This is a genomic window from Flavobacterium sp. AK-345, assembly GCF_058310175.1.
On sequence record NZ_JBZEER010000020.1, the window covers coordinates 21,476 to 46,753 of the forward strand.

A 25,278-nucleotide genomic window follows, 5' to 3' on the forward strand; every position below is an offset into this window, starting at 1 on the left:
AAACTTTATGCTCCATGTGGCAAAAAAATTATTATTTTTATACGAAAATATGCGTTAAAAAAATAAAATGTTATATGACAGAAAATGAAATATCAACTATCATAATTGGATTAGCAATTCAGGTCCATAAAGCTTTAGGACCTGGTTTGTTAGAAAATGCTTATCAAGAATGTCTCTATTACAAAATCAAACAGAGAGGACTTTTAGTAGAAAAGGAAAAGCTGATGCCAGTAATATTTGAAGAAGTAAAATTAGATTGTGGTTACCGTATAGATTTACTGGTTGAAAACAAATTTATAGTAGAAATTAAAAGCGTAGAATCTTTAACCACAATTCATCTAGCTCAAACCTTAACTTATTTAAGACTTGGTAATTATAAACTAGGATTACTTATAAATTTCAATGAAATTTTATTAAAAAATGGAGTCAGAAGAGTGATCAACGATTAATAATGCACTTAACTTTGTGCTCTCAATAAAATTTATTTTATCTGCAAACTTAAAAACTTCTTCCCTCTGTGAAAAACTTCGTGTTCTCCGTGGTAAAAAATTAAACATTCCGAGAAAAAACATTTGCAGTTAAAAAAATTGCACACTTTGCCGTAAAAAAACGAACTTTGCGTTTAGTAATAAGAAAAAACGAGAATGGCAAAAATACTAACCGGTGTTCAGAGTACTGGAACGCCACACTTAGGCAATTTATTAGGAGCAATTATTCCTGCAATCGAATTATCAAACAATCCTGCAAATGAATCATATTTGTTTATTGCTGATTTACATTCGATTACACAAATTAAAGATGGTAAAACATTAAGAGAAAATACATATAGCACCGCAGCAGCTTGGCTTGCTTGCGGACTAAATCCTGATAAAGTTACTTTTTACAGACAATCTGATGTGACTCAAACTGCTGAATTAACCTGGTATTTAAGTTGCTTTTTTCCGTTCCAACGTTTGACTTTGGCTCATTCTTTCAAGGATAAAGCTGATCGTTTAGATGATGTAAACGCGGGACTTTTTACTTATCCGATGTTAATGGCGGCAGATATTTTGCTATATGATGCAGAATTTGTACCGGTTGGAAAAGACCAATTACAGCATTTGGAAATCACACGTGATGTGGCTTCCCGTTTCAACCACCAAATGGGAGAAACATTTGTAATTCCTGAAGCTAAAATTCAGGAAGATAGTATGTTGATTCCAGGAACAAACGGTGGAAAAATGAGTAAATCTGCCAATAATATTATCAATATTTTCCTTGACGATAAAACGCTTCGCAAGCAGGTTATGAGTATCGAAACTGATAGTACACCACTTGAGGAACCAAAAAATCCGGATACCTGCAACGCTTTTGCTATTTATTCTTTACTGGCAAATGAAACCCAAATTGCCGAAATGAGAGCTAATTATTTGGGCGGAAATTATGGTTACGGTCATGCTAAACAAGCTCTTTTTGAATTGATTACAGAAAAATTTAAAACAGAAAGAGAAAAATACAATTACTATATCAATAACCTTGAAGAAGTGGATGCATTATTGAAAAAAGGAGCCTCAAAAGCTTCTGTTGTTGCGGATGGTGTTTTGGCCAAAGTTCGCGAAGTTCTTGGTTTCGGAAAATAAACCTTTTCAAAAATAAATATAACCTCTTGTTTACGCAGGAGGTTTTTTTATTTTAGAATGTAGAAACTTTAATAAATAATTCGTAATTTCATCAAAATCAATACTTTCAAGTATAATCAAAACCAAAATAAGATGAATAAGTTTGTAGAAGATTATGATGTTCCACCCTATTTATTTCAGATTCTGAATGTTGTATTTGCCATTATTTTAATTATTGTCCTCTATCAATTATACAGACATTTTAAAGGAAAAAAATAATTTTAATTCAGTAATTACTCGTTAAATAGCTTCAAATAATTTTATTAAACAACGGCTAGATTACACCCTTTTAAATATGATTACATAAAAAACATATAAATTTGTTATTCGATAATTACTATAAAATATAAATGATTAAAAAAAAACCAAACTTGACAGCAGCAATAATAATATTAATTGGCGGATTACTTACCGCTTTTGGCGTTTTTCTTGCAGCCAAGCAAGCAATAAAAGACAGTGAAGAATTAGGGGAAAAAAATAAAAGAATAATAGAACTTACACAAGAAAATGCAAACTTAGCAAAACAATCACTAGATCAAATAACCGGCGGTACGTCATGGGCTTACATAAAAAGTGGTCTCCAAACTATGGATGGGATAGCTGACGGTCCTTCAATGTGGGGGATTACTGTTGTTGGCGAAATTCCATTGTATGATGTTAGTATAACAATATACAAGGTAACCCATAACAACCCTAACGACAATGTTACATCATATAATCTAGAGTCCTTTTTTCAGAAGGATTTAGGAACAGTTACTCCATCAATGGCTCCTGAAAATATTGGAATAATAGTATTATCAGGTAACAATAAAATAGAATATCTCGTAAAAATTAAAGCACGAAATGGTGAAATTGTACAACACATTGTTCTTGTAAAGAAAAAAGATAATTACTGGACTATTTCACAAAAAGTACATAGACGTAAGGTATCTAATGGAGTATCTAGACGCGAACTTTTAGACGAGAGTTCTCGAAAAGATTTTCCCAAACAAAAAATTGAATGGATAGATTCATAAAAACTAATAAATTTCTCATTAGAAAAGTAAATATTACTTACTTTTCTAATGTTTTTTTTGAATAATTGTTATTATTTCAAGAAAAAATTGTTTCATATTTTTCCTTTATGTATGTTAAAATAATAAAACTTAAATCACCTCAAATAATTTGCCTGGCAATGGTCTAATTACGCCTTTAAGTTCCATATTTAACAAAACCCCTGAAATTTTAAAAATCGGGAAATCGCACTGCAGCGCAATAATATCCAGCAATTCTTTGCCATTTTTTATTAAAAAATCATACACTTTTTGTTCATCAGGTTCGAGATCAACAAACAATGATTTTTGAATTGATTTTACCTTTTTCTCGATGTCCCAATTGAGCATATAAATCAAATCTGCTGCGCTCGACAGAACATTTGCTTTTTGTGTTTTAATCAAATCATTGCAGCCCTGGCTGTACTTATCAGTAACCCGGCCCGGAACCGCAAAAACATCCCGATTATAATCATTGGCGAGATTTGCCGTAATCAATGATCCTCCTTTATCGGCAGATTCAATAACAATTGTAGCTTCTGTCATTCCGGCTACAATGCGATTTCGGCGTACAAAATTTTCTTTATCAGGATTTGATGAACTCCAGAATTCAGTAATAAAACCACCGTTCTCCTCCATTTTCGCAACATACTTTTTGTGCGTTTTCGGATAAATCTGATTTAGACCATGCGCGAGAACGCCAATAGTTTGCAAATTATGTTCCATCGCAATCTGGTGGGCTACGATATCGACTCCGTAAGCAAAACCACTCACAATTACGGGATCAAGAGGTGCCAAATCTTCAATTAGTTTTCTACAAAAATCCGTTCCGTACGAAGTGATCTGGCGCGTGCCGACAATACTGATTATTCTTTTGTTTTTTAAATTCATATTTCCTGCAGAAAAGATCAAAACAGGCGAATCAAAACAATGTTTCAGTCGTTCCGGATAATTTTCGTCCTGAAAGAAAGAAACTTTTATATCATTAGATTTAATAAAATCAAGTTCTCTGCTGGCTTTTTCAAAAATAGATTTGTCTTTCAAATTTTTTAATAAAACAGAACCAATTCCATCAACGGCAGCAATTTGATTTGTTTTTGTTGTAAAAACCGTTTCTGCCTTTCCAAAATGAGTTAGTAATTTTTTGGCCATAATATCACCAACACCTTCGACTTTTAGTAAGGCTAACAAATAAAACAAATCTTGTTCTGACATAATAAAATTTAATTTTTAAGAAGTAGAAAAAATCTTTAAAACAATAACATCCCGACTACTTTTAAGAAGAACAAAGATATAAAACAGAAGTAATTTCCTGCTAAAATAAAATATTTAAACCTTATTATAATTATTATCAAAAAACTAATTATATTTAAATCGTTGAAAAAGAACAATATGTAGAACAATGCGGATTGTTAATAAAAATTGTGAATAAAATTTTGATAACTATATTGGATGCATAACTTTGTTACTATGAAAATCGAAACTTACATCGCGCAATTATTGTATCGTTATCAGTGTGTAACGGTTCCCGGATTTGGAGCATTTCTAACAGAAATTCAGCCGGCTCAAGTGAATGAGAGCACAAATTCGTTTTTTCCACCAAAAAAAACAATCTCATTCAATGGTCTGTTGAAAAACAATGACGGACTATTGGCAAATCATATTGCTCAGGCAGAAAACACATCATACGGTTTTGCTGTTAGCGCCATTGCACACGAGGTTTTAAACTGGAAAAAAGTACTGGAAGAATATGGTTCTTTGCAATTAAAAAATATTGGTGATATTCGCTTGAATGCAGATCAAAATATGGTTTTTTCACCAAATGATCAACATAATTACCTAACAAGCTCTTTCGGATTAAGTCCGTTTTTTTCTCCTGTTGTAAAAAGAGAAATGTTTGAGAAAAAAGTGGCGGAACTTGAAGAAAGAGAAGCTATCGCCTTAAACGAAGATGAAGATGAAATTAAATCTTCAAAATCATATTTAAGATATGCTGCAATATTCGTTTTAGGCCTTGGTATTACAGGAAGTATTGGATATCCTATTTACCAAAACCAAATTGCAACACAAACACTTATTGTTGAAAGTGCAGTTCAGAAAAAGGTAGAAAACAAAATACAAGAAGCAACTTTTTTTATTCAAAATCCGTTGCCGGCAGTTACACTTTCTGTAGATTCTTCAAAAACTGAAACTGTAGAAACCAAAAAAATGCCTTATCACATTATGGCGGGAGCTTTTAGAAGTGAACAAAATGCCAAAAAAGCGTATGATCAATTGATTAAAGACGGTTATAGTGCGAGAATGCTTGGTGAAAACAAACATGGTTTATTTCCGGTTTTGTACGGAAGTTATGCAACAATGTCCGAAGCTGAAAAAGCACAAAAAGAAATTCAGAAAGGCGAAAATCCGGATGCCTGGATTTTAGTCGAATCTTTATAAAATTAAGAAAATCCAATTCTGCAGAATTGGATTTTTTTTTGCCCTATTTTGTTTCTTAAAAATCTTCTGCAGTCACTGTACAGATAATTCACCGTTTATTTTTGTTGGTAAATTTTAAAAATAAACATTCAATGAATACTACAATTAAATTTACTTTAGCCTTAATGCTAATGTTGACTTCTCAGACGTTTTTTGCACAGAAAATAGTGACTATTGACAAACAGCAGCAAATCATCAACCAGAAGGCCGAAAAAGACGCTAAAAAAGCATCTGATGAATATCATGCGAAACTTAATGACGAACAGGCAAAATTAAAAAAGGAACAAAAACGAGTAGAAAAAGAGAAAAAGCAAGTAGAGAAACATCAAAAAGATCTCAAAAATTCTGAAAAAGACTTAGAAAAGAACAAAAAAAAAGTTGCGAAATTAGAATCAGATAATCAAAAAATGAATTCAAAATTAGGTTCACTTTCTGATGAAGAATCTCAAAAACAGCAATTAAAAATAAAAAAGAATGAGCTTGAAATTCAAAAACTTAAAGTAAAGCAAATTGATCAGCAAAAGGCTTTAGATAAAGCGCAAGCGCAGATATAAAAATAAAAATCCTGTTTCATGTGGAACAGGATTTTTTTTATCTCATAATTATCTTTGCTCTATGTCAGGTAAACAACTCCATTTTGCTGTACACGGCCATGCCCGATAAGACTATTCATAATTAAATCTCCATTGCCAATATATTGAATAAGGGCATAAAAACCATTTCCAAAAATATTATTTCCAAAAATTCTCTTGTGTACAGTATCGCCTGTTAACCAATCCAAACCGGTAATTTCCCACCCTGTTCCTGCTGCTTTATAATATCCATTTACAAAAACGATATTAGATCCTGTGCTAATTCCCGGAACCATACTTACATCTGAAACATCTCCGCGAGTCCAGACAGAACTCCATGAATGTGTAACGGGATTCCATTCAAACCTTTCTACTCCAAAGGGGGCGTCTAAAATTGGTCCGCGGGCAATTGCATCTACAAGAACTGCTCCTGTTAGCTGGTCATCTGTCAGACTAACATTATTTACAACAAAAGCGCCATATCCACTTACTGCTACAGATTGATCTGTTTGTATAAATTCTGTTGTCAATGGTAAGCCGCAAGTTACTTGTATCTGTCCTGCAATTCTATCTGTAAAACCAACCGGAATTTCATTTCGCCAAAAGGCGATCAAGCCCATTCTTTTCAGCCCGTCTGTAATAACTACCAGTTTATCTGCATCATTTCCAAAGCCCATTAAAGTTGGTGTTGCGCCAGAGCCGGAACCAAAAAGAGTTGGGAAAGTATCTCCTGTAGGATAAGCAGATTCCCAGGCACCATCTGCCGGATTAGAGGAAATTATGGTTCCTGTCCAAACCAATTTGTACATTTTTTCATCGGTAACAACATAAATTCCACCATCTTCATCTACTGCTACAGAATTAGATATTGTTTCTGTTGGGCTAAAAGTATACTGCGCTAAAGCAGGAGCTGTAAGATTTCTGTTTAAGATTGTAATAGAGCGTCCGCCAACAACAATCAAACGTCCGTCAAATGTCATCGATAATCCCGCAACCGATTCGCCGCTCGGGAGAACTGTAGACGTCTGTATACTTCGTTTAACTTCAATTCCCGGAAATAAAACTGATGATTTTAAATTTATAGCATTTATTGCTCCTAAATAATTCACATACAAATCATTATTATTATCTACAACACTATACACTCCTCCAAAAAGCCCAAAACCGCTTCCCCCACCTAGCCCGAGTGCGCTTAATGCAGTTTGAATCGCAGTAATTGATGCAAACGGCTGATTTAAAACAGATGCTAAAAGTGATGTTACAATAGTTGGGGCGCCTGGAAGTGGTAATCTGTAAAGCGGCGTAAAATTATCATTTGAAACTCTGATATAGGAAACATCTGTAAGTGAAACTCCCCACATATAATCCGGATCTGTAGAGGCTAATGTCATGATGTTAATGGGTCCGCCTGCAACTTGTGGTAAAGGTGTAAGCAATGGCAAAACTGATGTTACATTTTTAAAGTCTCGCGGAACTTCATTTGGAAAATTGTCGGTTTGAGCAGAATCAAAATGAGTAATTGCATACTTTGGAGCGGCCAAAAATGGATTGTTCGTCATAGTAAAATAGGTTTTAAGGTTAAAAAAATTAATAGTTAGAAAAGCTTGTTTGTAAGATTTTATACATTTAAATGCTTTCTAAAACAACTATAAAAATAACCTTAAATATTGAATACTAGATAATTAATTAATATTTTAACACTATTAAACCTGTTAACAATACTTTTAAAATAAATATTATTCTACAATAATGGCTTCTTGCTCTAAAATCGTTTTGTTGTTCTGATAAATGGTCAAAGTGGCCGGCGGTGAATCATTTGTCCCTAAAACGATGATGTAACATCGATACAGATAATCACCTTTTTTAAAATCGAAATAGCTATTTCCTCCACTTCCGTCGGGAATCCATTTTCCATTAATAATAACTAAATCAGGCTTTTCACTCATTTTTTGTTTGACAGACCAAGAAGCATAACGGTAATTATCATTTCCCAAATCATCAATTCTAATTCTGAATTTTGATGTTTCCAGAATATATTCCGGAGCTTTAAATTTAGCAATCGAAGGATGCAGTTTTGTTTTCTCGGCCGCAATCAATTTATTACTAAGATTTTTCTCGGCTTGAGATTGATAATTAATACTAATAATTTTTCCATCAGTATCAATCCATAAAGTCCCTTGATTCAGCATAATTCCACGCCATCCTACTTCCGACCAATCTTTTGCGGGATTTGATTTAATGATTTCATTTTTCAACGTCGCATCAAAAATCTGATCGTATCTTTTTACAAAATCAGCTTTGTTTTTAACGTTCGGAATTGGATAATCTCTTCCGAGCGGAAAAGAAATAAAAGCCGCAACTCCCTCTTTGTTATTGCTTTTTACATTGGCAATAAAGCTTTTGATAAATTTTTGATATTCTGGTTTTAAATCCTGGCTAAAACTCAATTGACTGCAAAAAATAATGAGGTATATTATTCTAATTTTCATCTATAAATCATTTTATTAATTATAAATCTGATAACTATAAAGTTAGCAAATTAATGTTTTATTCGAACATTACAGCTTCTACATTATTAAAAATCAGTATTATATGTTTAACGTGGAACAATTAAAAAGTCTTAAAATAATTTCTAATTTTTCTATTTTACATAATGTTAATTAGCAAAATCTAAAAATCAATTAATACTGGCCTTAAACATTTTAAGTTCGTCCCAGGTAAATTCATCGCCATATTTTTCTTTTAATGGATTTAAAGATTCTTCCTGATAGAACTCAAAAGCTTCACGCAAAGCCAGAATTTTATCGTACGGCAGAACATCTGAAATATCAACTTTCTTAGCCTGAATTAGTTTAACAAAATGCGTTTCAACAGTTTGCACAGTTAGCTTACGAATGCGCGCTATATCTGCAATTGAATTTTTCTCCAGCCACAAATCATGCGTTTCTTCTATAGTCGTTTTTTTAGCAGCTTTAGGTTCATTTTTATCTAATTTCCTTGCTGTATAACGAACAACAGGTTCTTCACTTTTAAAGATATCGGTATTGGTCATGTTTAATTCCTCGCGAATCTTTGCAATCTTGTCTAATTTGTAATTTTTAATTGCTGAAGAGCTTAATTTTTCTTTGCAAATAGTCTCTCCGGCAACAACAATTTCAATTAATAATTTAGCTTTCATTAAGCGCAAAACGGCCTTTGTTTGCAAGTCATCTAAAAAAGCTAATTCTTCGTAAAACTCTTTTACTTTTTTATATTTCTGAATTTCAGCCATTTTCTGCAAAAGATCTGTCACCAGTTTGTCCATCGGCTTAAAGAAATAATCATACGCAGCCACTACCCTTTCCTTCACAAAGAACAAATCAACAGTTTCTTTATTGAAAATTTTATTGAGCTGATGGATGAATTTTTGGGATGGATCCAAAAGCAATTCAATCGTTTCCAGACGCTTTGCCGCCCAAACCGAATGCTTGGCTTTTTCAGAATTCACTGCGTTTTCATTATAACTAAAACGGTGATTGCGCCATTCCTGCGCTAAATCGGTCCAGTTAAAACTGTTAATCAAATAGTTATGAATAAAATTTTTGGTTTCAAAATGCAAAGAGTTCTTTAAAACTTCTTCCGTCGCTTTGTTCAAAGAATAATCCATTACGTCCTGATCGTTAGAAATGCCATTCATTTGCAACGGAGAAAGTAAAATAAGCCCGTTTAAGGAAGTTAAACGGGATAATGCTACATATGCCTGTCCGGGTAAAAAAACTTGCGATACATCAAGCGCAGCTTTCTCAAATGTTAAACCCTGACTTTTGTGTACTGTAATTGCCCACGCCAATTTAAGCGGATAATGGGCAAATGTGCCCAAAACCTCTTCTTCAACCTCTTTTGTGAGATCATTTACTTTGTAGCGAATGTTTTTCCATTCATATTTCTCGACTTCAATGGTTTTATTCTCATCGGGAAAATGAACGAAGATTTCTTCAGGTGAAAGTGATTTTATAATGCCCATTTTTCCGTTGAAATAGCGCTTTTCAAAAGAAATATCATTCTTCACAAACATAACCTGCGCACCTACTTTCAATTTCAGATTTTCTTCTACCGGAAATATTTTCTCGGGGAAATCTCCAACAATAAAGGGCTGAAAAGCAAATTCATTTCCAGCTAAATCATTAATAGCCTGTTCATTAATCGAATCTGCTTTTGCGTTATGAGTTGTCAGCGTAATATAACCGGGATTGTTTTTTAGGTCGAAATCAGGCTTTACATATTCGTTTAAAACGGTAATATCCTGAGGTGTAATCTGGTTATTACGAAGATTATTTAAAACAGAAATAAAAGTGTCGTCTGTCTGGCGATAAATCTTGGATAATTCAATGTAAAGCGGCGGATTTTGCTGGATTACATGCGAATGAAAGAAAAATTTTCCTTTGTAATAATTGCGTAAAGTTCGCCATTCCTCATCCCTGATTACAGGCGGTAATTGCAGCAAATCGCCAATAAAAAGTACCTGAACACCTCCAAAAGAGCGTGAGTTTCTGCGAACGGTTTGCATCATAAAATCAATTGCATCCAGTAAATCGGCGCGCAGCATACTTACTTCATCAATGATTAGCAATTCCATATTTCGAATCACATTTCGCTTTACATTGTTCATTTTAAAGTGTCTGCGAAGCGTTTCTTTATTCTCAAACTTCACCGTTTCAGTAAATTTTGAAGCTTCATCGTATGATGGAATAAAGGCCGAAAATGGCAATTGAAACATCGAATGAATGGTTACTCCGCCCGCGTTTAAGGCAGCAATTCCTGTGGGAGCTACCACAACAGTGTTTTTGTGCGTTGTAGCGATAATTTCGCGCAAAAGCGTAGTTTTTCCTGTACCGGCTTTACCGGTAAGAAATATAGATTTTTGCGTTTGATTGATGAATTGTAAAGTATAAGCAGCAGCTTCTGAAACGTTTTGCATTTGGCAATAATTGAGAACTAAAAGTATCTTATTTTTATAAAAGAAAAAACCTAAATCCGGTAGATTTAGGTTTTTTAATTATTTCGTTGGTGTGGTATTATTTTTTAGCAGCTTCGCCTTCTTTTACTGCAGGCTTAGCTTCTGCTTTCGGAGAATCTTTGTATTTATCATTCAAAGCTTTAATAATATCTTTTGTGATATCATACTTATCTTCAGCATATAATACTGTTGCAGCATCACCAGTACCGTAGATATAAGAGTAACCGTTCTTCTTACCGTATTCTTTAATGAATTTTTTAACTCCACTTACAAGAGAATCCATTTCAACACCACTTTCTTGTTGTAATTGTTGAGATAATGCTTGCTGAGCGTAACCCAATTGTTGCTCTCTCTTTTGCAACTCAGCACCTCTTTGTTGAGCCCAGGCTTGCCCGTTTGCTTGTGCCTGACTTTGAAAATTAGCAGCGTCTTGTTTAAAACGAGTAATTTCCGCTTGTAGTTGTCTTCCCTTTTCTTCAGCTTGAGCTTTGTATTTTGCTTCAAGATCTTTCGCTTCAGTGTACTCTTTCATTAAAACCGAAGTATCAACGTAAGCTGTTTTTACTTCCTTAACTTCTGCTGTTTTATTACACGAAACAACCGAAATTGAAAGTGCGATAATTACTAATGCTTTTTTCATTTTCTAAATTTCTAATTTTTTTAATGTATTGAAGACAAAAATATAAAAAAATAAATAGCATCAACATAAAGTTTAAAAAATGCTCGAATTTTATGATATTAGTTTTACTTATAAAGAAAAACATTAGCATAAAAAATCATTATTAAAAATGACTTCCACAGCTTTTATTAGAGCCATTTTCTTAAAAAAGACAACACAAACCCTTATTCTTCCTGAAAAAACACTGTAAAAGGGCTTATTTAGCGTTTCAGCCATTTTTTGAGCATAAAAACGCTATTCGTTTATCATTTTACTCCGTGGTATTTTTAAAATTGATCACAAACCAAAAAATTATCAAAATTTCATTTTTTTTGTTCTGCAATTTTCAAAAATAGAAATTCGAATAAAAAGTATCCTTTATGAATTTTACTTTGAAAAACACAAAAATAAAACTTCGACATAAAAACAAAATTCAGCAATTTTTGCATCATTCTATTTTCAAATTTGAAATCTGAAAATTCAGCGTAAAATTTGAAAAAACACTCGTTTTTTATGGTATTGTTTTTATTTATGGAACCGTCTAAAAGCATAAAAAACCGCTATTAAAAGCGGCTTTTATAGCTGTTATTAGAGCCTGTTTCTCGAAAAAGAGGATATTTCTCCTCACCCAGCGAGAAAAAGTGCTGCAAACGCGTTTATTTTGCGTTTTAGCTGTTTTTTAGGACGTAAATGTGAGATGAATACTCTTTTGTAGTGCCCGCTTTCAAATTTGACTTTAAGCCAACAAAAAACGCACTGATGTAATTCATTTTTCCGGTTTTGTATTTTTCGGATAATAAGCTCACGTAAAAAGAATCAAATTTCATTGGAAGCACTTTTTCTAACTTCATATCTACTTTTTCAAAAAGCGACTGAATGGCTTTTTTTGAGAAATGCCAAAAATGAATTGGCACATCAAAAGCTGCCCAAAATTCTTTGTAATGTTTTGCGTCGTATGATTTAAAATTTGGAACCGCAACAATTAATGTTCCAGTTGGTTTTAACAAACGCTTCAATTCCTGAATTTGAAGTTCTAAATTTGGAACGTGTTCTAAAACGTGCCACATTGTAATTACGTCAAAAGAATTATTTTCGAGAACGTTAATTTCGTCCACAAAAGAAATTCCTTTTTGCTTCGCAATATTTTTTGCTCTTTCGCTTGGTTCTACTCCAACCGTTTCCCAACCGTCATTTTTTGCCGTTAATAAAAAATCTCCGGTTCCGGCACCAATGTCTAAAATTTTTCCCTTTTGAGATTGCTCCGCGTTGATCAGATTGAGTTTGTTTTTTAAAGCAATATTTTTCACAAAGTGATATGCTTTTTCAAACAGCGAACGTTTGTTATCTGTGTGCGAAATATAATCTTCGCTTTCGTAATATTTTCCAAGATTTTCCAAATCTGGTTGCGGAGATGTAATCAACATGTCTAAAGTTTCGTCGTGATACAATTCGAAAATTTCTTTAGATACAGAATGGTCTTTTACAGTAAGAAAATGTTTTTTGTTTAAAACGTCCATTTTTTAATTATCGGGATTTTGGTTTAATGTTATAGCAAAACCCTAAAAGTGAAATTTCAACTTTTAGGGTTTATTATTTTAGTATTTATATTTTTCTTTTAGCTCTTCCAATTTATTTTTACAGCCGACATTTTTTCATTTTCAATTCTTGTTTCCGTCAAAATTGTAAAACCATTTTTAATATAAAATGGCATTGGAGATTTATACAATTCGTTGTTTTGTTTTACTTCATTTTCCTGATCAATTACCCAACCATTCAAACTCGTTTTTTCCTTTTTAATTTCATTGATCAAAAGAGATCCATTTCCTTTTCCCTGAATTTTACTATTCAAAATTATCGCAAACCAATCTTCTCCTTCTCTCAAAAAAGTAAATGTCCATCCAATTATTTCATCTGAATCATCAAACAGTAAATAATGTTTTGTGTTCGAAAGTCCGTTTAAATACAATTCAAAATCTTCAATAGTTTTTAAATGTAATCTTGTCGGATATTCGTTATTCCAAAGTTCTCTTAAAACTTCTTTTTCTTCTAATGATAAAACTTCTTTTTCAACGATCTTCATAAAACAAAAATTTTAGATTTCATCTTTTTTGTCATTGCGAGGAACGAGGAATCTTCGCAAGAAACTCCACAATCAAAGAACCAATCTTTGTCGATCTTGCAACGGAGATTCCTCGTTCCTCGGAATGACAAAGTATATCAAATTAGTTTCACGTGGAACAAATGCCATTTTTAGATTTCAGAATTTAGATCAAAATTTCAAATACGTTTCACGTGGAACAATTTAATCATTATATCTTTATTCACATTTTTATCACAGAGCACAACCTGAAACAAAGAAAACCTGAAACAAAACTTATCTTCCCATATAAATCAACAATACGGAAATATCACTTGGTGATACTCCGCTTATTCTTGAAGCTTGAGAAATTGTAATAGGGCGAATCTTGCTCAACTTTTGTTTCGCTTCAATCGACATTGATTTAATTTTATTGTAATCGAAATTCTCAGGAATTTTCACTTCTTCTAAACGAGTTAGTTTATCAGCGTTGTTTCTTTCCTTTTCGATATAACCAGAATATTTAACCTGGATTTCGGCTTGTTCCAAAATTTCCTGATCAACATCATTTGCTTCAATATATTCCTTTACTTTTTCGAATTTCATCATATCCTCCAAATCAATTTGCGGACGTGAAAAAACTTTAAACATTTTATCACCTTGTGTAATTGGAGCAGTTTCTTTTGATTCCAAAATAGGATTTGTTTCAGCAACTGAAACACTTGTTTCTTTAAAGAAAGCAACCATCTTTTCAGATTCATTTAATTTCTTTTCCATTCTTCGTAAACGAGCTTCAGAAGCCAAACCAATTTCGTGTGACATTGGCGTTAATCTGAAATCGGCATTATCCTGACGCAACAAAGTTCTATACTCTGCTCTTGATGTAAACATTCGATAAGGTTCTTCCGTTCCTTTCGTAATCAAGTCGTCAATCAAAACTCCAATATATGCTTCATCACGTTTTAAAATTAATGGCGCTTTTTCATGCACTTTTAAATGCGCATTTATTCCGGCCATCAAACCTTGCGAAGCTGCTTCTTCATATCCGGTGGTTCCATTAATTTGTCCGGCAAAATATAAACCTTCAACCAACTTTGTTTCCAAAGTATGTTTCAATTGTGTTGGCGGAAAATAATCATATTCGATTGCGTAACCCGGACGAAAGAATTTCACTTTTTCAAAACCGGCAACAGAACTCAAAGCTTTAAATTGAATATCTTCAGGCAACGAAGTTGAAAATCCATTTACGTAAACTTCACAAGTATTCCATCCTTCCGGCTCAACAAATAATTGGTGACGTTCTTTATCAGCAAAACGATTTATCTTATCTTCTATCGAAGGGCAATATCTTGGCCCAAGACTTTTGATTCTCCCGTTGAACATTGGAGAACGATCAAAACCTTCTCTCAAAATATCATGAACATCCAGCGACGTATATGTCATGTGACAAGATCTTTGATGCGTTAACGGGACGGTCAAATCCGAATAAGAAAACTTATCCGGTTTAGCATCTCCTTTTTCTTCATTCATTTTCGAATAATCCAAAGAACGACCATCAACTCGTGGCGGCGTTCCGGTTTTCATTCTTCCAGATTCGAAACCTGCTTTCACTAAATCTTCGGTAATTCCGGTTGCAGCACTTTCACCTGCTCTTCCTCCTCCAAATTGTTTTTCTCCAATATGAATCAAACCATTCAAAAAAGTTCCGTTTGTCAACACAACAGATTTAGATCGAATCTCTACACCCAACGAAGTTCTGATTCCTTTTATCTTTCCGTCTTCGATAATCAAACCTTTTACCATCTCTTGGTAGAAATCCAAATTTGGAGTTCCCTCCAACATCATTCTCCATTCTTCGGCAAAACGCATTCGATCACTTTGAACTCTCGGCGACCACATTGCAGGTCCTTTTGATTTATTCAACATCTTGAATTGAATTGCAGTTCGGTCAGAAACAATTCCTGAGTATCCACCAAGTGCATCAATTTCTCTCACAATTTGTCCTTTTGCAATTCCGCCCATCGCCGGGTTGCAAGACATTTGTGCAATGTTCTGCAGACTCATCGTAACCAATAAAGTTTTCGATCCCAAATTTGCAGCTGCTGCCGCAGCTTCAGATCCGGCATGACCTGCACCAACTACTATAACATCGTATTCTTCTAAAAACATTTTGTTTTATTATTCTCTGCAAACCGTTTAAGGCAGTTCTCAGAATTAACTTCTTTACTCTTTTTGTTCCACGTGGAACGGCGCTTACGCGCAATTATCAAATCAATCTTAAATAAGATTCAAGACTAGAAATCCCAAATTCCAACTACAATTCTGAAAAATCGTTCCACGTGAAACAATAGATGTATTCAAACTTCAAGTTTCAATCCGTAAATTCTAAATCCTATATACAGTCGTAAATCATGTTCCACGTGGAACAGATTTAAACTATTTAATTTAAAATCGTAAATCTCATGCTGTGTTCCACGTGAAACATAATTAACTTTACTTTAAAAAAAGTTTAGAGTACGGCTTTGTTTTAAAAATTAAACCATAAACGTTCCACGTGAAACACTTTACAATTGTACTAATCAGAAAACTTTAAATTAAACTCTTCCACGTGAAACGTTTTATTAAACAGACTTAAGTGTCAGGTATGTTTCACGTGGAACATAAAAATTTAAATTATAAAAAGATGTTTAATTATTGTTCCACGTGAAACATCACAATCTTTTCATCCTCTTTTGAGCGCATCAGTTTAGCGTCTTTATCACTTTTATCTTTGTATCCACAATAATGTAATATACCGTGAGCAAGAACTCGTTTCAATTCTTCTTCAAAAGAAACATTAAAATCCTTTGCATTATCTTCTACTCTTTCTACAGAAACAAAAATATCTCCGTTTAATTCGTTTCCAACTGTATAATCAAAACTGATAATATCTGTTAGTGTATCATGATTTAGATATTCTACATTTATCTTATGAAGATATTCATCATCGCAAAATATGTAATTTATCTCTCCTTCGTTCTTGCCTTCAGAAACTATTACAGCACTCAACCAATCAGAAAAGGCTTGTTCGTTGTCTAAAGTAAATTCGGTTTCGTAATTAAAATTGATCATTTTGTATTAAAATATTCTTGAACCTTTTGATTAAAATTCGAGCGCAAAGGTAGCGATTGTCTATTTAAAATCTCTACACTGTTTAAATATTCTAAAAGTGAGCTTGGTAAAGCATTCGTTCTGTTTGTAAATTCTGCTTTATTTGTTTCAGATTGACGCTTCGTATCCTGACCTTGTTGCTGAACTGCATTGTTTAATTTTAATAATTCTTGCTGAATATTAAGTATGCGCTGCAAGTTCTCATTCTTGAAACCTTTGTTTAAAAGTTGTTTTTCTGAAGCTTTCATTTGATCGATTACAGATTTGCCCTGAGAATCTAATCCTTGTTTAGCTAATTCTTTTTGTAATGCTTCACGAAGTTTTACTTGCTCCTTATATATTTCCATGATCGCTTCTGCATCTCCTTCACCATCATCACCGTTCTCACCGTCTTTACCTTCACCTCCATTTTTACTTCCTTGTCCATTTTTACCTTCACCATTTTTGCCTTGGTTTCCTTTTCCTTGTCCTTCTTTGCCCTGTCCATCTTTACCTTCTTTTCCCTGACCTTGTTTTCCTTCTCCACTTTGGCCTTGTTTTCCATCACCAGCTTTTTGCCCCTGCTTCATTCCTTCTTTCATTTTATCACCCAAACCTTTTTGCTTTTGAATAATATCCGGCAATTGCATTCCTTGTCCATCACCTGGTTTTGGTTTTCCTGCTCCCGGTTTAGACATCGACATCTGCATGTTATTTAATAAATCACTTAAAAAGTCAGCCAGTTTATTTGCAGATGAAGTTGCATATTGTTGATGTGAAACTCCTTTTGGAACCTGAACATCGGTTAAGGTTTCAATAGCTTTATCTATATTATATTGTACGTTTCCAATTTCCTTGGTTACATCTTCAGCAACTTTTGGATTACGTAATGATAATGCAAACAAACTATCGTCGACATGTTTGAACTGTTGTTTTAAATTCTGCTGAATCTTAATATTCTTCGTGTAAGCAGAAGAACCTAATTTCATAGATTTAAATTGTTTCATCACATCTTCCTGAGATAATGAATAGGCTAAAAGATTATCCAGAATCTGACGAAGCATTGCAACATCTTCTTCTAATTGTTCCTGATCTCCGCCTTCCATACTTGACTGCATTTCCTGAGACATGCTTTTCATTTTCTTAGCAGCACTTTTTTGTTTTGGCTTAGCCGATGAAGTATTCTTTTTACTCAATTCTTCAGAAGCTTTTTGCAAATCAGAATCTACATCTTTCTCTTTTGAAGCGTCAGAAGGAATATCAATTGGAGATTTTAATGATTTATTTTCTTCTTTTAAATCTTTTAAATCTTCTTTAATTTTATCAAAGGCTTTATTAATATCATCTTGTTTCTCTTTGGTGTTTTCTCCCTCTTTATTAGAAAGCTTTTCTTGTTCATCTGCAAGTTTATTTAATTTTTCTGCAACCTGCTCTGCTTTCTTTTCTACATAAAAACGCTTCGTTAATTCAACTAATTGTTCTAAATTACGAGATTGGTTTTTGCTGATTTGTTTGAATTTTTCCATCTTATCAAACAACTCTTCACTTTGTAATTTGTCGTTTAAGTTCTTTAATTCATCCATCAACTTTTGATTCTTCTCTAAATCTTTCTCGGCATTATCCAATCGCTTTTGCAAATCATCAGCTGTTTTGTCTTTCTTTTCAGATTGAAATTTATCTAAATTCTTATTCATTTTCTCAGCAAATTGTTTCATCATTTCGTCTTGTTGTTTCTGACGTTTGATAAAATCACTAACTTTTTGCTGATCTTTAAATTCTAAATTATCTTTTTCTTTTCCTGTTTTCTGAATCTTATCCATTTCAGAAAATTGCTTGTTCTGATTTTTTAAAGACTTTTCTAAACTATTGATATTATCATTTTGCTGTTGCAATTCCATATCCTGAATTTCATCTGTTGTAGAAACACGATCTGAAAACACAGAAGACTTTGTACTCTTAAAACCATGCGGTGCATCATTATCAAAAACTTCAAAATAGTATTCATAAGACACTCCTTCTTCTACAGCCAAATTACTTGGAAAGTTAAAAACGAATTGATCAAAAACGGCAAGCTTTACCGGAATGGTTCCACGCTTTGCAGTTTGAGGTTTATTACGTTCGTAATAAACAACCTGTAATTTTGATAAACCATAATCATCGCCCAATCTTCCTAAGACATAATTTTTATCTAATTTTAAACTATCCGGAGCAGGCGAAACTGTGATTGTTGGATGCTGATCTTTGATAACAGATAGCTGATAATCCAGTTTTTCGTAATTTTTGACCTTATTATTAGAAGTAAGAATTTGATATTCTGTATTTTGACTGATGTTTTTAGCTAATTTAAATTCATTTTCTACTTTATTAAATCTAAAAATTGCCTTTTCATCTTTCCAAACAATCTCCTGAGTCGACTGCGTATTCATTTTCCAGGTTACCAAAGTTCCTTCTGGCACGATTGCATTTCCGGTTCCCTGAATAGTTTCTGATTTCTTTTTTAGGTAAGATGGAAAATTCAACACCATTTCGAAGTTGGCAATTGATGGAACAGTGATTACTTTTAATTCATACTCTTCTGATGAAACTGAATTACCTTCGAAAGAAAACGAAACATTTTCAACTGGTTTTTCTATCTTGAATTCAAACTTTCCTGGTTGAGAAGATTCCATAAAATAACTTTCATCACCAATATGAATCATTACATTCTCAGGAACTACATTTCCAATCGATTCCATTTTGATAACGAAATCTTTGTTTTGCTCTGTTTGCAAATTATGATTTAAAACCACAAATTTGAAAGGAGCCGGCGGTAAAAATGTCGCATTAAAATGCACTACTCTATTTAAACTTTGAGAAATTATATTGCTGTTTCCTGAAATATAAAACACAGCAAAAAGTAAAATTGGTATAATAGCCAATGGCAAATACTTTTTGTTTGTTTTAAAGTTGATAGCATTTCCAAATGGAATTGGCTGCAATGAATTTGCTTTTTGTTCTATCGAAGCCAACATCAACTCTGAACTTTCTGCTGAATTCTCAGAAGCCGAAAGCTGTAAAAAGTTCGTTAGTTTATCACTTACTTCTGTAAAATGATTTCCAATAATAGCCGAAGCCTGATTATAATTGATTCCTTTTTGAAGTTTGAACAACTTAAAAATTGGGAACAGAATAAATCGGAACAAAAGAAAAACTTCTACTCCTATAAATATCCAAAATAAAAGTGTTCTTCCGAGAGGTTTTAACCAAAGGAAATACTCAATAAAAAGTGTAAACAGAAAGTACAATAATCCAAAACCAATAAAAAGAAGTCCTCCTTTTATCAATTCATTCATATAATATTTTTTAATAAACGCTTCTAATTTTTGATATATAGCAGATGTTGTTTTCAAAATAAAATCTCTTTTAATTATAACCCATAAAAGTAGTAATTATAATGACATCTTTTAAAGATTCTAAGTTACTAAGACACTAAGGTTCTGAGATGGAAAAATCTAAAATCAACATTCTAAAATCTAAAATCATAAAACGTATCTTTGCATCAAAATTTAAACAAATGTCAAAGCAAGTTCGTGTGCGTTTTGCACCAAGTCCGACTGGACCATTACATATTGGCGGAGTACGTACTGCCCTATTTAATTATTTATTTGCCAAAAAAAACAATGGTGTTTTTTATCTAAGAATTGAAGATACAGATCAAACCCGTTTTGTTCCTGGTGCCGAAGCTTATATTATGGAAGCATTGGAATGGTTGGGAATTGCTCCTGAAGAAACCGTTGGAAAGAATGAAAAATTTGGTCCGTACAGACAAAGCGATCGTAAGGAATTATACCAAACTTATGCTGATCAGCTGATCAATTCTGGTTGGGCATATTATGCTTTTGATACTCCCGAAGCTCTTGATGCTTTAAGAAAAGAACAAGAAGCTGAAGGAAAAACATTTATTTACAATCATACAATCCGTGAAAAACTAGATACTTCTTTAGTACTTTCTGCTGATGAAGTTGCTAAAAGAATTGCAAATGGGGAACATTATGTAATCCGTTTTAAAACTCCTATTGATGAAACTTTGCATTTAAAAGATATTATTCGTGGTGATGTAAAATTTGAAACAAGTTTACTTGATGATAAAGTTTTGTTTAAAAGTGATGGAATGCCTACCTATCATTTAGCCAATATTGTTGATGACCATTTGATGGAAACTTCACATGTAATTCGTGGTGAAGAATGGTTACCATCTATGCCACTTCACGTTTTATTATACAGAGCTTTTGGTTGGGATGCTCCGGAATTTGCACATTTACCTTTGATTTTAAAACCGGTTGGAAATGGAAAATTATCTAAAAGAGATGGTGATAAATTAGGTTTCCCAGTGTTTCCATTAGAATGGAAAACCGAAGAAGGCGTTTCGTCTGGTTATAGAGAGAACGGATTTTTCCCTGAAGCGGTTATAAACTTCCTTGCTTTATTAGGTTGGAATGACGGAACTGATAAAGAATTATTTTCATTAGAAGAACTTGTAGAGTCTTTTGACTTAAACAGAGTTCATAAATCGGGAGCCAAATTTGATCCGGAGAAAAACAAATGGTTCAATCACCAATATCTAATCAAACAAAATGATGCTGATTTAGCGAAAAGCTTCTCTCCTATTTTGGTTGAAAAAGGTGTTGATATTTCGAAATATGACGTTACAAGAATTGTTTCTTTGATTAAAGAAAGAGCACATTTTGTTTCTGAATTTTGGGATTTGACTGATTTCTTTTTCCAAGCTCCAACATCATATGATGAAAAAGCAAGCAAAAACTGGAAAGAAGAAACACCGGCTTTAATGCAGGAATTGATTTCGACTCTTGAATATATTGATGGTTTTGATTCTGTAAATATTGAATCAATCGTAAAAGACTGGTTAACTAAAAACGAAATTGGAATGGGCAAAGTGATGCAGCCTTTCCGTTTGAGTTTGGTTGGAGCTCTTAAAGGTCCTCACCTATTTGACATTGTTGAAATCATCGGAAAAGAAGAAACTATTTCGAGAATTCAGAAAGCGATAGCAACTTTATAATTAAAATGTTTTCACCATTAAGATATTAAGTTCATAAAGCTAACCTTAATTTATCTTAATCTCTTAATGGTGAAAAATAAAATTCATAACGCTAAGAAACATTCATAAATGTTCTTAGCGTTTTTTTATGCTTTAAAAAATTTAAATTGGAGGAATATTCGTAATTTACCCGATCATATAAAACTAAATTATATCACCATGAACACAGCTTTAATTATCCTTTTAGTATTTGGATTCTTCATTTTCATGTCTTCATTTTTTACCGTAAAGCAACAATCTTCTGTTGTAATCGAAAGATTTGGTAAATTTTTGAGCGTAAGAAATTCGGGTTTACAACTTAAAATTCCAATCGTCGACAGAATTGCAGGACGAGTAAATTTGAAGATTCAACAGTTAGATGTTATCATCGAAACCAAAACCAAAGACAACGTTTTTATCAAAATGAAAGTTTCGGTTCAGTTTAAAGTTATTCAGGAAAAAGTATATGATGCTTTTTATAAACTGGAATATCCGCATGATCAAATTACCGCTTATGTATTTGATGTGGTTCGTGCCGAAGTACCAAAACTAAAATTGGATGATGTTTTTGAAAGAAAAGATGATATCGCAATTGCAGTAAAAAGAGAATTGAATGAAGCCATGACTACTTATGGTTATGATATTATCAATACTTTGGTTACTGATATTGATCCGGATATCCAGGTAAAAAATGCCATGAACAGAATTAATGCTGCCGACAGAGAAAAAACGGCTGCAGAATTTGAAGCTGAAAGTTCAAGAATTAGAATTGTTGCAAAAGCAAAAGCTGAAGCCGAAAGTAAACGTTTACAAGGACAAGGTATTGCAGATCAACGTCGTGAAATTGCAAGAGGTCTTGTAGAAAGTGTTGAAGTTTTGAATAATGTTGGAATCAATTCTCAGGAAGCTTCTGCCTTAATTGTAGTTACGCAACATTATGATACTTTGCAGGCAATTGGTGCCGATGCAAATTCTAATTTAATCTTGCTGCCAAATTCTCCACAAGCAGGAAGTGACATGTTAAATAATATGGTTGCATCATTTACAGCTTCAAACCAGGTTGGCGAAATGATGAAAAAGAACAATAAAAAAGTAGAAAAACCAAAACCTATTCAACCACAATCTGGTTATGAAGATGACATTCAACCAGATGTGCAACAATAAATAAAATGAAAAAGAGGCCTTAATGGCCTCTTTTTTTATTTATAAACCAATTGAAAACAAATGGTAAAATTGATTGTAAAATTTTTGGATAGGATTCTGAAAAGTAATCTGTATATGAAGAAACAAATCCATTTACGATTTTTTGTGGTGTAATGCCTTCTTTAGTTTTCTGAAAACTCAAAACTAATTTCTGATAATTTATATCTTTTTCTAATTTCAGAATTTCTAAATCTCTGTCGATTTCAGCATAAGATGAGTATTTTTTCTTTTCCATGTTTCTTAATCGTTAAAAAATATTTCTGAAAATTTCTCTAAAATCGGTCCTTCGACAATCTTATCTTTTATAAGAAAAAGTAATATTGTAAACAAAAGATAGATCCCTCCTACTGCCAAAAATCCAAGAGCATTACTTCCGAATAAATCTCCAAAAGCATAAGCTGCCGCAAAAGATCCAAAAAATAGAACCATAGTAAAACACAATAAAATCAAAGTAAACTTTAAAATTAAAGTTGTCGACTTCATTGCTACCTTAAAACCCCAAAGTTTATAATAAGCCAAATGAGTGTCAATATAAACTTTAGTCTGATCCTGAATTTTTTCTGTGTTTTCTTTTAACTCTTCAAAAGCCATATTTAATTTTTTAAAATAAAAAAAGCACAAAACTTACGTATATAAATAAGTTTATGTGCTTCTTGTATCGATTTTATTTTTGAAGTTTAGCGTTTTGAGCTTTCAAATCAGCCAACTTAGATTCTAAAAAAGTAATAACTTCTTCAGTTTTATGGCTTACATTCGATAGCAACTCATCTAAAGTTCCGTCAAGATTTTGTGTAGCACCGGCAAATTTTTCACGAAGAACATCCGAAGTAGCTCCTAATGAATCTTTTATATTGCCTTTTGCATCATCAAAGCCTTCCTTAAGTTTTGCTCTTGTATTCGAACCTTTATCCGGAGCCAATAAAATTCCGATTGCTGCCCCTACTGCAGCACCAGCTAAAATAGCCGCAATTGTATTTGAATTATTTGACATAATATTAAAATTTAAATGAATACTAAAGGTACAGTATTTTTGAAAGATAAATAATTGATTAAAAAATATTTACTAATAATTAACAATAAAATTAATACACATAAGCCACAGCTTCATATTTACCATCTTTTTCAATAATGCTTACAAAAGGATAACCATTTGATGCTGACTTAGTTTTGATTCTCATAGCAGTATGATTTTTATTAGCTATTGGCGGTTCTCCTTTTGTCTTTGTCGAGACTCCGGTAAAATTAGCCGCTTGTTTCAATCCAATTGTTTTCTCCTGAGGCAAAACAGTTACCATTGAATAATCTGATTTTGAATCTACTATAACTTTATCAGATATTTTTTGAGTTTGATTTGTTTGTTTATTGGTAATTTGTGAAACAGCATATTTACTTATTTTATGTTCTTCTGCACTTCCGTTAAAAGAATAATAAATTAAACCATTTTCGTTTTTAATAAAGTTTACATCCAATAGTTCGCCATTGTGTTTTGTAATTTGATGAGTTTGAGAAATTGCAATGTTTGCAAATAAAATAGCTAGTGTAAAAAATAAATTTTTCATGATAATTAAATTTAAGGATTAAAAAATTTCTTAGTTCAAATGAAAATCAAAATTTAAATAAACCACAAAACTAATTTCATGAAATTTTGAAAAATTATGTAATGCATTAAAAAATACTTTTACGTTGAAGTATTATCAAACAAAATCATAATTAGAAATTGACCATAAAACCAATTTTCAGAATTCAGACTTAGAGTAAATTCTAAAACAAAAATTATATTTTAAAATTTTAGAAAAACTCAGTTTCGATTCTTAAAGTGTCATTTTTAAAATTATAAAATTTCAGATTTGACCTTTGGATAAAAATACCAACTTTATAAACAATTGTATGTTAATAACCCGTTAAACTGACAAAAATAACAGCTAAAACTAAAATAAAGACCAATAACAAACAATAATTCAAAAAACGAATAATGTGTCGACTACTATAAAAAAATAGCTTAAAAATAAGATATGAAAGTCACTTTTTATATAAATAAATTATTGAAAATATAATTATAATAGATTATATAAATAATAAATAAAATTTACTAATTAAACCAAAATAATCACTTTAATTGATTTAATATAAAAAAAAGAATTTTCAATTTGATTTTAGTATTGAGCTAAAAATTTGATCTGTTTTTAGAAAAATTACATCGATTATACTTTATAAACAATTCACTGTTAATAACCTGTCAAGTAGCATAAAATAAGGGCTAAATTTAAAATAAAGCGTTTTAAACTACTAACTTTTAAAAGATGATAATTGAGATGGAAGAATTAAAAAGTGCAGAAAACGCTGTTGCGCTTGGAAACTCATCTGAAAAAGAAACAAAAAGCATATCAGATCCTTCTAAA

General features: G+C 32.4%; 22 protein-coding genes. 8 read left to right on the forward strand and 14 right to left on the reverse strand.

The window, feature by feature from the left end; genetic code table 11:
* Nucleotides 1-74: 74 nt before the first annotated feature.
* The 4 genes from AC4FQ3_RS22065 to AC4FQ3_RS22080 all read left to right on the forward strand — a co-directional run bounded on the left by AC4FQ3_RS22065 (nucleotide 75) and on the right by AC4FQ3_RS22080 (nucleotide 2,674).
* Entirely contained in the window at nucleotides 75-449 is a 375-nt protein-coding gene (locus tag AC4FQ3_RS22065) for a GxxExxY protein (RefSeq protein ID WP_302094084.1), read from the forward strand.
* 195 nt (nucleotides 450-644) lie between these two features.
* Complete coding sequence (gene trpS / locus AC4FQ3_RS22070) at nucleotides 645-1,619, forward strand: tryptophan--tRNA ligase (RefSeq protein ID WP_042564929.1); 975 nt, start codon at nucleotides 645-647, stop codon at nucleotides 1,617-1,619.
* 132 nt (nucleotides 1,620-1,751) lie between these two features.
* Complete coding sequence (locus AC4FQ3_RS22075) at nucleotides 1,752-1,877, forward strand: FeoB-associated Cys-rich membrane protein (RefSeq protein ID WP_207384887.1); 126 nt, start codon at nucleotides 1,752-1,754, stop codon at nucleotides 1,875-1,877.
* Nucleotides 1,878-2,008: 131 nt separating this feature from the next.
* Nucleotides 2,009-2,674, forward strand: a complete 666-nt coding sequence (locus tag AC4FQ3_RS22080) for a hypothetical protein (RefSeq protein ID WP_491183298.1) — start codon at nucleotides 2,009-2,011, stop codon at nucleotides 2,672-2,674.
* A 129-nt stretch (nucleotides 2,675-2,803) separates the two neighbouring features.
* Here the strand turns inward: AC4FQ3_RS22080 and dprA are convergent, their stop codons facing one another.
* The gene (gene dprA / locus AC4FQ3_RS22085; RefSeq protein WP_491183299.1) at nucleotides 2,804-3,904 is read right to left on the reverse strand and encodes a DNA-processing protein DprA; all 1,101 of its coding nucleotides are present in this window, start codon (nucleotides 3,902-3,904) and stop codon (nucleotides 2,804-2,806) included.
* A 255-nt stretch (nucleotides 3,905-4,159) separates the two neighbouring features.
* Here dprA and AC4FQ3_RS22090 point away from each other — a divergent pair, with 255 nt between their 5' ends.
* Nucleotides 4,160-5,128: an HU domain-containing protein gene (locus AC4FQ3_RS22090; protein ID WP_491183300.1), complete on the forward strand. Its 969-nt coding sequence runs from the start codon at nucleotides 4,160-4,162 to the stop codon at nucleotides 5,126-5,128.
* A 131-nt stretch (nucleotides 5,129-5,259) separates the two neighbouring features.
* On the forward strand, nucleotides 5,260-5,721 hold the full coding sequence (locus AC4FQ3_RS22095; RefSeq protein ID WP_491183301.1) for a hypothetical protein: 462 nt from the start codon (nucleotides 5,260-5,262) through the stop codon (nucleotides 5,719-5,721).
* 59 nt (nucleotides 5,722-5,780) lie between these two features.
* On the opposite strand, the gene AC4FQ3_RS22100 is transcribed toward AC4FQ3_RS22095, so the two are convergent.
* The 9 genes from AC4FQ3_RS22100 to AC4FQ3_RS22140 all read right to left on the reverse strand — a co-directional run bounded on the left by AC4FQ3_RS22100 (nucleotide 5,781) and on the right by AC4FQ3_RS22140 (nucleotide 19,988).
* Entirely contained in the window at nucleotides 5,781-7,298 is a 1,518-nt protein-coding gene (locus AC4FQ3_RS22100) for a hypothetical protein (protein WP_491183302.1), read from the reverse strand.
* Nucleotides 7,299-7,475: 177 nt separating this feature from the next.
* Entirely contained in the window at nucleotides 7,476-8,228 is a 753-nt protein-coding gene (locus tag AC4FQ3_RS22105) for a hypothetical protein (RefSeq protein ID WP_491183303.1), read from the reverse strand.
* 188 nt (nucleotides 8,229-8,416) lie between these two features.
* Nucleotides 8,417-10,696, reverse strand: a complete 2,280-nt coding sequence (locus tag AC4FQ3_RS22110) for a helix-turn-helix domain-containing protein (RefSeq protein WP_491183304.1) — start codon at nucleotides 10,694-10,696, stop codon at nucleotides 8,417-8,419.
* A 97-nt stretch (nucleotides 10,697-10,793) separates the two neighbouring features.
* Nucleotides 10,794-11,375: an OmpH/Skp family outer membrane protein gene (locus AC4FQ3_RS22115; RefSeq protein ID WP_491183305.1), complete on the reverse strand. Its 582-nt coding sequence runs from the start codon at nucleotides 11,373-11,375 to the stop codon at nucleotides 10,794-10,796.
* Nucleotides 11,376-12,061: 686 nt separating this feature from the next.
* Nucleotides 12,062-12,910, reverse strand: coding sequence for a class I SAM-dependent methyltransferase (locus tag AC4FQ3_RS22120; RefSeq protein WP_491183306.1), 849 nt, complete (start codon nucleotides 12,908-12,910; stop codon nucleotides 12,062-12,064).
* Nucleotides 12,911-13,008: 98 nt separating this feature from the next.
* Entirely contained in the window at nucleotides 13,009-13,473 is a 465-nt protein-coding gene (locus AC4FQ3_RS22125) for a GNAT family N-acetyltransferase (RefSeq protein WP_491183307.1), read from the reverse strand.
* Nucleotides 13,474-13,767: 294 nt separating this feature from the next.
* Nucleotides 13,768-15,639 (reverse strand): tRNA uridine-5-carboxymethylaminomethyl(34) synthesis enzyme MnmG, encoded by a 1,872-nt coding sequence (gene mnmG / locus AC4FQ3_RS22130; RefSeq protein ID WP_491183308.1) that lies wholly within the window; start codon nucleotides 15,637-15,639, stop codon nucleotides 13,768-13,770.
* A 522-nt stretch (nucleotides 15,640-16,161) separates the two neighbouring features.
* The gene (ybeY, locus tag AC4FQ3_RS22135) at nucleotides 16,162-16,581 is read right to left on the reverse strand and encodes an rRNA maturation RNase YbeY (protein WP_491183309.1); all 420 of its coding nucleotides are present in this window, start codon (nucleotides 16,579-16,581) and stop codon (nucleotides 16,162-16,164) included.
* Nucleotides 16,578-19,988, reverse strand: coding sequence for an O-antigen polymerase (locus AC4FQ3_RS22140; protein ID WP_491183310.1), 3,411 nt, complete (start codon nucleotides 19,986-19,988; stop codon nucleotides 16,578-16,580). Before AC4FQ3_RS22140 ends, ybeY begins: the two co-directional genes overlap by 4 nt.
* Before the next feature lie 164 nt (nucleotides 19,989-20,152).
* Here AC4FQ3_RS22140 and gltX point away from each other — a divergent pair, with 164 nt between their 5' ends.
* Nucleotides 20,153-21,658 (forward strand): glutamate--tRNA ligase, encoded by a 1,506-nt coding sequence (gene gltX, locus AC4FQ3_RS22145; RefSeq protein WP_491183311.1) that lies wholly within the window; start codon nucleotides 20,153-20,155, stop codon nucleotides 21,656-21,658.
* A gap of 198 nt (nucleotides 21,659-21,856) precedes the next feature.
* The gene (locus AC4FQ3_RS22150; protein WP_042564915.1) at nucleotides 21,857-22,840 is read left to right on the forward strand and encodes an SPFH domain-containing protein; all 984 of its coding nucleotides are present in this window, start codon (nucleotides 21,857-21,859) and stop codon (nucleotides 22,838-22,840) included.
* Between the two features lie 19 nt (nucleotides 22,841-22,859).
* On the opposite strand, the gene AC4FQ3_RS22155 is transcribed toward AC4FQ3_RS22150, so the two are convergent.
* The 4 genes from AC4FQ3_RS22155 to AC4FQ3_RS22170 form a co-directional block, all read right to left on the reverse strand.
* On the reverse strand, nucleotides 22,860-23,114 hold the full coding sequence (locus AC4FQ3_RS22155) for a DUF6327 family protein (protein ID WP_491183312.1): 255 nt from the start codon (nucleotides 23,112-23,114) through the stop codon (nucleotides 22,860-22,862).
* Nucleotides 23,115-23,119: 5 nt separating this feature from the next.
* Complete coding sequence (locus AC4FQ3_RS22160; protein ID WP_491183313.1) at nucleotides 23,120-23,470, reverse strand: competence protein; 351 nt, start codon at nucleotides 23,468-23,470, stop codon at nucleotides 23,120-23,122.
* Between the two features lie 73 nt (nucleotides 23,471-23,543).
* Nucleotides 23,544-23,870 carry a YtxH domain-containing protein gene (locus tag AC4FQ3_RS22165; protein ID WP_042564912.1) on the reverse strand — a complete coding sequence of 109 codons (327 nt, stop codon included), beginning with the start codon at nucleotides 23,868-23,870 and terminating at the stop codon, nucleotides 23,544-23,546.
* Between the two features lie 91 nt (nucleotides 23,871-23,961).
* Nucleotides 23,962-24,438, reverse strand: a complete 477-nt coding sequence (locus tag AC4FQ3_RS22170) for a hypothetical protein (protein WP_491183314.1) — start codon at nucleotides 24,436-24,438, stop codon at nucleotides 23,962-23,964.
* Between the last annotated feature and the right edge of the window lie 840 nt (nucleotides 24,439-25,278).

Excerpts from the sequence above, each read along its gene's own strand:
- AC4FQ3_RS22065 (WP_302094084.1), top strand. The coding sequence starts at position 75 with ATGACAGAAAATGAAATATCAACTATCATAATTGGATTAGCAATTCAG.
- trpS (WP_042564929.1), top strand. The coding sequence starts at position 645 with ATGGCAAAAATACTAACCGGTGTTCAGAGTACTGGAACGCCACACTTA.
- AC4FQ3_RS22075 (WP_207384887.1), top strand. The coding sequence starts at position 1,752 with ATGAATAAGTTTGTAGAAGATTATGATGTTCCACCCTATTTATTTCAG.
- AC4FQ3_RS22080 (WP_491183298.1), top strand. The coding sequence starts at position 2,009 with ATGATTAAAAAAAAACCAAACTTGACAGCAGCAATAATAATATTAATT.
- dprA (WP_491183299.1), bottom strand. The coding sequence starts at position 3,904 with ATGTCAGAACAAGATTTGTTTTATTTGTTAGCCTTACTAAAAGTCGAA.
- AC4FQ3_RS22090 (WP_491183300.1), top strand. The coding sequence starts at position 4,160 with ATGAAAATCGAAACTTACATCGCGCAATTATTGTATCGTTATCAGTGT.
- AC4FQ3_RS22095 (WP_491183301.1), top strand. The coding sequence starts at position 5,260 with ATGAATACTACAATTAAATTTACTTTAGCCTTAATGCTAATGTTGACT.
- AC4FQ3_RS22100 (WP_491183302.1), bottom strand. The coding sequence starts at position 7,298 with ATGACGAACAATCCATTTTTGGCCGCTCCAAAGTATGCAATTACTCAT.
- AC4FQ3_RS22105 (WP_491183303.1), bottom strand. The coding sequence starts at position 8,228 with ATGAAAATTAGAATAATATACCTCATTATTTTTTGCAGTCAATTGAGT.
- AC4FQ3_RS22110 (WP_491183304.1), bottom strand. The coding sequence starts at position 10,696 with ATGCAAAACGTTTCAGAAGCTGCTGCTTATACTTTACAATTCATCAAT.
- AC4FQ3_RS22115 (WP_491183305.1), bottom strand. The coding sequence starts at position 11,375 with ATGAAAAAAGCATTAGTAATTATCGCACTTTCAATTTCGGTTGTTTCG.
- AC4FQ3_RS22120 (WP_491183306.1), bottom strand. The coding sequence starts at position 12,910 with ATGGACGTTTTAAACAAAAAACATTTTCTTACTGTAAAAGACCATTCT.
- AC4FQ3_RS22125 (WP_491183307.1), bottom strand. The coding sequence starts at position 13,473 with ATGAAGATCGTTGAAAAAGAAGTTTTATCATTAGAAGAAAAAGAAGTT.
- mnmG (WP_491183308.1), bottom strand. The coding sequence starts at position 15,639 with ATGTTTTTAGAAGAATACGATGTTATAGTAGTTGGTGCAGGTCATGCC.
- ybeY (WP_491183309.1), bottom strand. The coding sequence starts at position 16,581 with ATGATCAATTTTAATTACGAAACCGAATTTACTTTAGACAACGAACAA.
- gltX (WP_491183311.1), top strand. The coding sequence starts at position 20,153 with ATGTCAAAGCAAGTTCGTGTGCGTTTTGCACCAAGTCCGACTGGACCA.
- AC4FQ3_RS22150 (WP_042564915.1), top strand. The coding sequence starts at position 21,857 with ATGAACACAGCTTTAATTATCCTTTTAGTATTTGGATTCTTCATTTTC.
- AC4FQ3_RS22155 (WP_491183312.1), bottom strand. The coding sequence starts at position 23,114 with ATGGAAAAGAAAAAATACTCATCTTATGCTGAAATCGACAGAGATTTA.
- AC4FQ3_RS22160 (WP_491183313.1), bottom strand. The coding sequence starts at position 23,470 with ATGGCTTTTGAAGAGTTAAAAGAAAACACAGAAAAAATTCAGGATCAG.
- AC4FQ3_RS22165 (WP_042564912.1), bottom strand. The coding sequence starts at position 23,870 with ATGTCAAATAATTCAAATACAATTGCGGCTATTTTAGCTGGTGCTGCA.
- AC4FQ3_RS22170 (WP_491183314.1), bottom strand. The coding sequence starts at position 24,438 with ATGAAAAATTTATTTTTTACACTAGCTATTTTATTTGCAAACATTGCA.